Origin of the sequence: Saccharomonospora halophila 8 (assembly GCF_000383775.1) — a bacterium.
In the GTDB taxonomy this organism is placed as follows: domain Bacteria; phylum Actinomycetota; class Actinomycetes; order Mycobacteriales; family Pseudonocardiaceae; genus Saccharomonospora; species Saccharomonospora halophila.
This window is the reverse complement of the sequence record NZ_KB912557.1, coordinates 151,053-153,937: the sequence shown is the minus strand read 5'-3', so window position 1 is coordinate 153,937 and position 2,885 is coordinate 151,053. Positions and strand designations below refer to the sequence as shown.

The window sequence follows — 2,885 nt, the reverse complement described above, 5'->3', positions numbered from 1 at the left end:
CGGCGGCCGGGGACCTACGTCGTCGGCTGGATCAAGCGCGGCCCGTCCGGCGGGATCGGGGCCAACCGGGAGTGCGCCCGCGAGACCGTCGGAGCACTGCTGGACGACGCGGCCGCGGGACGTCTCGGGGCCGCGGGCCGACGGCGGTCCGGACTCACCGGCCTCCTCACCCGCCTGCGGTCCCGCGCCGGGGTCTGAGCGGGGACCGGCCGGGACCGGTCAGTCGGTCACCCATCCGTGGTCGACGGCCGAACGGAGCAGGCGTCGGCGGATACCGACGATGTCCTCCGCCGTCGCCGTGGGCGCGGCGTCCAGCAGGAGTTCGGTGATCTCGTCGAGGTACTGCTTGCGCGTCACGGACACGCCCTCGGCCACGGCGCCGGGTCCGTCCGTGTCCACCTCGTCCTCGGCGAACTCCTCGGCCGTCCCGGCCGGGGGGTGCTCCTCCCGCTCCGCGAGGCGGATCCGCGAGGCCTTCAGCCCCCGGTCGCCCTCCTCGATGTCGAAGCTGAGCCGCACTCCCGGGGCCACCAGAGCCTTGTCGAACAGCAGGTCGTTGACGTGGACGAACACGTCCTCGCCCCCGTTGTCGGGCGCGGCGAATCCGTACCCCTTGAACTCGTCGAACCGGACGACCTTCCCCGTGACCACGGATTCCACTCCCGATGCGTCGGCGGCACGCCCGTGCGGCGGCCGTACTGACAATCCCGCCGGACCCTACCCCGCACCGGCACCTTCGCGCCGTGACGGTGAGCGCCGCCCCGCGCCGCCTGGTCCCTCGGACGGATTGCGTTCGGTCGCTGCTCGTGGTCGCGGCGGGTAATGTCAGCGCCAGACCCTACGGCCACGGAGTGGCTATTGACACACTTCCGGGTCGCGGATAGCTTTCCGTGGCTACACGGAGGGAGATGATCATGCTGGAGAAGCTCCAACGTGCCCTGGGGTTGCGGACGAATCCCGCGATCTTCTTCAGCTCGGCATTGCTCGCCCTGGTGTTCGTCGTCGGGTCCATTCTGTTCACCGAGGAGGTGGACGCCGCGTTCGGGGACGCGGCGGAGGCCGTCAAGACGAACCTGGGCTGGCTCTACATCCTGGGGGTCACGGCCTTCCTCATTTTCCTGCTCTGGATCGCGTTCAGCCGGTTCGGACACGTGCGACTCGGCGGTAAGGACGACCGCCCCGAGTTCAGCAACGTCACGTGGTTCGGCATGCTGTTCGCGGCGGGCATCGGCACCATCCTGATGTTCTGGGGCGTCGCGGAGCCGATCAACCACTTCGCGAACCCGCCGTTGAGCGGGGTCAATGAGCAGGTCTCGGAGCTCACCGAGGCCGACCTGAACTCCCGGCAGTTCGCCGAGCAACTGCGCGAGATCCCCGTCGGGAACGGGGCGGCCGAACCGTTGAGCGAGGGGGCCGCGAACGAGGCCATCGGCTTCTCGCTCTACCATTTCGCCTTCCACACCTGGGCGATCTTCACGTTGCCCGCCCTGGCGTTCGCGTACTTCGCCTACCGGCGGGGCCTGCCGTTCCGGGTGAGCTCGATCTTCCACCCGATCCTCGGTGACCGGATCAACGGCCCGATCGGCAAGACCGTCGACGTCATCGCGGTCATCGGGACGCTGTTCGGTGTCGCGGTCTCCATCGGGCTCGGCACCCTGCAGATCAACAGCGGCCTGAACGGCCTGTTCGGCATCGAGGTGAGCGGCACGGTGCAGATCGCCATCATCGCGGTCGTCACCACCATCGCGACCATCTCGGTGGTTCTGGGGCTGGACAAGGGCATCAAGTGGCTGTCCAACGTCAACATCTGGATGGCCGTCGCCCTGTTGATCTTCATCATCGTCGCGGGTTCCACCATCTTCCTGCTGCGGGGCGTGATCGAGAGCACCGGCACGTACCTGAGCATGCTGGTGCCGTTGTCCTTCTGGAACGACGCGCTGCCCGCGGGCGACTGGGGTTGGCAGGGCACCTGGACGGTGTTCTACTGGGCGTGGACGATCACCTGGGCGCCGTTCGTCGGCATCTTCGTGGCCCGCATCTCGAAGGGCCGCACGGTCCGGGAGTTCGTCCTCGGTGTGCTGGGCGCCCCGGTGGCCTTCTCGGTGGTCTGGTTCAGCGTCTTCGGGATGTCCTCGCTGAACATCGAGTTCAACGACCCCGGCTCGCTGGTCGGCCCGGTGGTGCAGGAGGGGGACACGGCGGCCGCGCTGTTCGCCTTCCTGGACCACTTCCCGGCGACCGAGGTGCTGATGGCCTTCGCCGTGCTGATCGTGGTCATCTTCTTCGTCACGTCCTCGGACTCGGCCTCACTCGTGGTGGACATGCTCACCTCGGGCAACACGATGCACCCGCCGACGCGGCAGCGGGTGTTCTGGGCCGTGCTGGAGGGCGTCATCGCGGCCACCCTGATCGCGGCGACGGGCCAGCAGGCGTTGCAGGCGCTCCAGCAGGTCATCACCGTGCTCGGCCTGCCGTTCTTCCTGATCGGCTTCCTCACGATCTACTGCCTGATGAAGGCGATGAAGCGCGACATCCCGGAGGAGGAGCTGCTGCCGCCGCGGACCCGCGCGATGCTGGAGAAACGGACGGCCGCCGTGGGCGCCTCGGGGGTGACCGCGGACGGCCGGGTCGATGCGGAACCGTCCGCGGAGCCGGGGAGCCCGAGGACCGGAACGACGTTGCGGTCGCCGGATCCGGTGGCTCCGCCGGACCCGGACGAGTCCGACCCGCAGGACCCCCGCCCGGAGTCGCTGAACTGACCGCGCGTCACTGACGGACACCGGTCCCGTCGTCCCCCTGGGGCGGCGGGCACCGGTGTGTGCGCGGGCGCTGCCGGGCGCGGACCGGTGCCGCCGAGGATCCCGTCCCTCCCGCCCCGGTGCGTC

2 protein-coding genes and 1 pseudogene are annotated in these 2,885 nt (G+C 69.3%); 2 read left to right on the top strand and 1 reads right to left on the bottom strand.

Features of this window, described 5'->3' with window-relative positions:
• Positions 1-198 (top strand): annotated as a pseudogene (locus SACHA_RS0113170) (ferredoxin-NADP reductase); the annotation flags it as partial.
• Positions 199-219: 21 nt separating this feature from the next.
• Here the strand turns inward: SACHA_RS0113170 and SACHA_RS0113165 are convergent.
• Positions 220-651, bottom strand: a complete 432-nt coding sequence (locus SACHA_RS0113165; protein WP_039739011.1) for a cold-shock protein — start codon at positions 649-651, stop codon at positions 220-222.
• A 263-nt stretch (positions 652-914) separates the two neighbouring features.
• Between SACHA_RS0113165 and SACHA_RS0113160 the strand changes: the two genes are divergently transcribed.
• Positions 915-2,759 carry a BCCT family transporter gene (locus tag SACHA_RS0113160; RefSeq protein ID WP_039739009.1) on the top strand — a complete coding sequence of 615 codons (1,845 nt, stop codon included), beginning with the start codon at positions 915-917 and terminating at the stop codon, positions 2,757-2,759.
• The last annotated feature ends 126 nt before the right edge of the window (positions 2,760-2,885 follow it).

Bases quoted from the DNA above. Each gene is read 5' to 3' on its own strand.
- SACHA_RS0113160 (WP_039739009.1), top strand. From the start codon at position 915: ATGCTGGAGAAGCTCCAACGTGCCCTGGGGTTGCGGACGAATCCCGCG.